The 2,784-nt window shown below is 38.8% G+C and carries 5 protein-coding genes and 1 pseudogene; 5 read left to right on the top strand and 1 reads right to left on the bottom strand.

Annotated elements, in window-relative coordinates:
* The first annotated feature begins 229 nt into the window (after positions 1 to 229).
* Genes ACE1AQ_RS12475 through ACE1AQ_RS12455 form a run of 5 tightly spaced genes read left to right on the top strand, consistent with a single transcriptional unit; the run spans position 230 to position 2,380 of the window.
* Positions 230 to 466: a hypothetical protein gene (locus ACE1AQ_RS12475; RefSeq protein WP_008199303.1), complete on the top strand. Its 237-nt coding sequence runs from the start codon at positions 230 to 232 to the stop codon at positions 464 to 466.
* Complete coding sequence (locus tag ACE1AQ_RS12470) at positions 456 to 731, top strand: putative toxin-antitoxin system toxin component, PIN family (protein WP_051011159.1); 276 nt, start codon at positions 456 to 458, stop codon at positions 729 to 731. Before ACE1AQ_RS12475 ends, ACE1AQ_RS12470 begins: the two co-directional genes overlap by 11 nt.
* Before the next feature lie 20 nt (positions 732 to 751).
* On the top strand, positions 752 to 1,060 hold the full coding sequence (locus ACE1AQ_RS12465; protein ID WP_039899700.1) for a DUF6883 domain-containing protein: 309 nt from the start codon (positions 752 to 754) through the stop codon (positions 1,058 to 1,060).
* A gap of 2 nt (positions 1,061 to 1,062) precedes the next feature.
* Positions 1,063 to 1,311, top strand: a complete 249-nt coding sequence (locus ACE1AQ_RS12460) for a DUF4926 domain-containing protein (protein WP_002789664.1) — start codon at positions 1,063 to 1,065, stop codon at positions 1,309 to 1,311.
* Positions 1,312 to 1,357: 46 nt separating this feature from the next.
* On the top strand, positions 1,358 to 2,380 hold the full coding sequence (locus tag ACE1AQ_RS12455; RefSeq protein WP_008199301.1) for a DNA cytosine methyltransferase: 1,023 nt from the start codon (positions 1,358 to 1,360) through the stop codon (positions 2,378 to 2,380).
* Positions 2,381 to 2,463: 83 nt separating this feature from the next.
* On the opposite strand, the pseudogene ACE1AQ_RS12450 reads toward ACE1AQ_RS12455, so the two are convergent.
* Positions 2,464 to 2,598 (bottom strand): annotated as a pseudogene (locus ACE1AQ_RS12450) (restriction endonuclease subunit R); the annotation flags it as partial.
* Positions 2,599 to 2,784 lie beyond the last annotated feature (186 nt).

Genomic DNA, 2,784 nt, shown 5'->3' with positions numbered 1-2,784 from the left:
TCTAGGTTCTGTGTGATAAGTTTAATTGACATAGGATCGATCGATCTTTGTGTCCTTTGTGTCTTTGTGGTTCGTTCCACCCCCTCGCTCTTGAGAAATGTATCTTAAAATACATTTTACCCACCAAAGCTGGGAGAGCCAGCAGTTTTCTCCTAAGTATTAAATCGCTCAACCCAACCTACAAGCTGAAGAATAATAATTCAATTTGTATTTGTGCTACTTTAAAAATATGAAAGCAACGATCCGAAACGTTAAAATTAGCGAAATCCCCACAGCGATCGAGCAGTTAGGTTTGTCTGCTCATGCGTGTGTCGATTTCACAATCGAGAATCATGAGATGACGGGAAACGAAGAGGAAGAAACCACCCAAGCCTTGATGGAAGTGGTGAATGAAATTCGTGCTTATGCTAAGAGTCAGGGATTGACTGATGAGAAGTTGGAAGAGCTTTTAGTAGATGAATCGTGAACCCATAGTTATCGATACGAACGTCTTTATAAGCTTCGCCTTAAGCAGTACGACAACACCAGCTTTGGCTGTAGAATACGCGATTAATAACTTTATTATTCTGCAAAGTCCCGCAACTATATGCGAGTTGGTCACAAAACTTCTTCTCCCAAAGTTCGAGAGGTACATTACACTGGAGCAGCGCCAACAACTGCTAGTAAGAATCAGCAATTCTCATTTTGAAATAAATAGAGCATTAACCCCGATTTTGGCATTGAAAATATAGTACGAAAAAACTATTAAGGAATTATTCCAGAGGATAAACTTACTCGTTATCTTCTCGTATTCAGAGACAAAGATGACAAATCAAAATTTTTAGCACAAGCAGGATTTCCTCTCGATAATGCGGCCAGTTTGCCAAAAGCGATTATTCAGCTAATTACCGTAGAAGATGCGATCAAAGATGGTAAAAATGAATACGGTATCTTTTATCGAGTTGAAGGAATGCTAGAAGGAGTTAACGGAATCAATTTAGCAGTGGTTACAATATGGATACTGCTATACATTGACGACTGTTTTCAGTTTGTTACTCTCAAGCCCCGAAAGGATAGATAATTATGGATGTTAGATTATACGATCATGTGGTTCTTTGTCTTGATGTTCCCGAAGACAATCTAAAATCGGGAGATGTGGCAGTATTAGTGGATTTAATCCCCCATCCTAGCAATGGCGAAATGGGAGCAATTTTAGAGGTTTTTAACGCTCTCGGTGAGTCAATTTCAGTAGTTACTGTGCCAATTTCGGCGATTAAACCCCTACAAGCAAATGAAATATTTACCGTCCGCTCTTTAGTGAAAGTTGAGTAATTTAAAATCAAAGAGAATGTCCCTATCGCTACAATCTCAACTATCGATGAATCTCCTGAAAGATAGCAAAAAAATTTGTTTTATTGACCTCTTTTGTGGTTTGGGAGGGTTTCGAGTGGCGATTGAACAAGTTTGTCGCCAAAAAAACTTAGAATCTGATTGTGTTTTTTCCTGTGATATAGATAAAGACGCTCGGGCAATTTATCAGGCTAATTTTGGCGACCAACCCCAGGGAGATATTACCGAAATTGCTGCCCTAGATATTCCCAATCATGATATTTTAATGGCGGGATTTCCCTGTCAACCCTTTAGTATTTGTGGTGATTTAAAGGGTTTTGAAGATACCAGAGGCACGCTATTTTTTGAGATTGCCCGTATTTTAAAAGTCAAACAACCCGCAGCATTTATTCTGGAAAATGTCAAGCAATTGCAGGGACATCAACAGGGAAAAACCTTGCAAGTTATTCTCGATACTCTGCAAGATTTAGATTACTATACCGATTATCGGGTTTTGAATGCGCTTAATTTTGGTTTACCGCAAAAACGGGAACGGATTTTTATCGTTGGTTTCCGAGAATCGCGGCGTTTTATCTGGCCAAAACCAGCTTTATCTAGAACAAGTTTAACGGAAATATTAGAGGAAAATGTCTCGGATTTTTATTATGCTTCCGCCAGAATTCAAAAAAGTCGCCTTCTGAAAAGAGAGGGAAAAAAACCTTATAGTGAACCGACCATCTGGCACGAAAATAAAGGAGGTAATGTCAGTGCTTATCCCTATTCCTGTGCCTTGCGAGCGGGAGCATCCTATAATTATTTGTTAGTGGAGGGGAAAAGACGTTTAACAGAAAGAGAAATGCTACGTTTACAAGGGTTTCCCGATGATTATCAAATTGTCGGCAGTTATCAAACTATGCGAAAATTAACGGGTAATAGTGTAGCGATTTCCTGCGTAGCTGCTGTGGTTAATTCTGTAATCGAGTCTTGGTTAGATGTTGAGCAAGCATCAACTAATTCATTCTCGTTCAATCGAACTACTCAATTAAGTTTATTTTCGACTCAGGAGTTTTAGATAGTGGTAAGTATTCAAGACGCTTTTAATTGCCTATATAGACAGTCAAACCCTAAGAGATTATAGCTTGTTTGAGTCCTAATTTATGTCTCTAAAATTAGCTGACCCATTGCCTTGAGAATTTGGAGCAGATTAATTGCTGATTCAGGATACATTAAATTAACTTCTGGCATTATTTGATAAGTGGGGTTAGTTTCTTGTCTGAGATAGACGAACATAGGGGTAGGTAGGCGTTAAAAATTATCAGATGCCCCCCTCTGTCCTTTAGTCACATCTTTCTTAACATTTCAAACCTTTGTGGCACAAGGCTTTCAAGACTCGGTTAACAATTTGTAATATTCCTTGTTGACACCCTTACTGACAAAGAAAAAACTGAAATCAAGTCAGGATAAGGGTTGGAGTGC

This window comes from Microcystis sp. BLCC-F209, assembly GCF_041928595.1.
GTDB lineage: Bacteria > Cyanobacteriota > Cyanobacteriia > Cyanobacteriales > Microcystaceae > Microcystis.
Note: the sequence above shows the minus strand (reverse complement) of the source record. Positions and strands in the feature narration are given on the sequence as shown.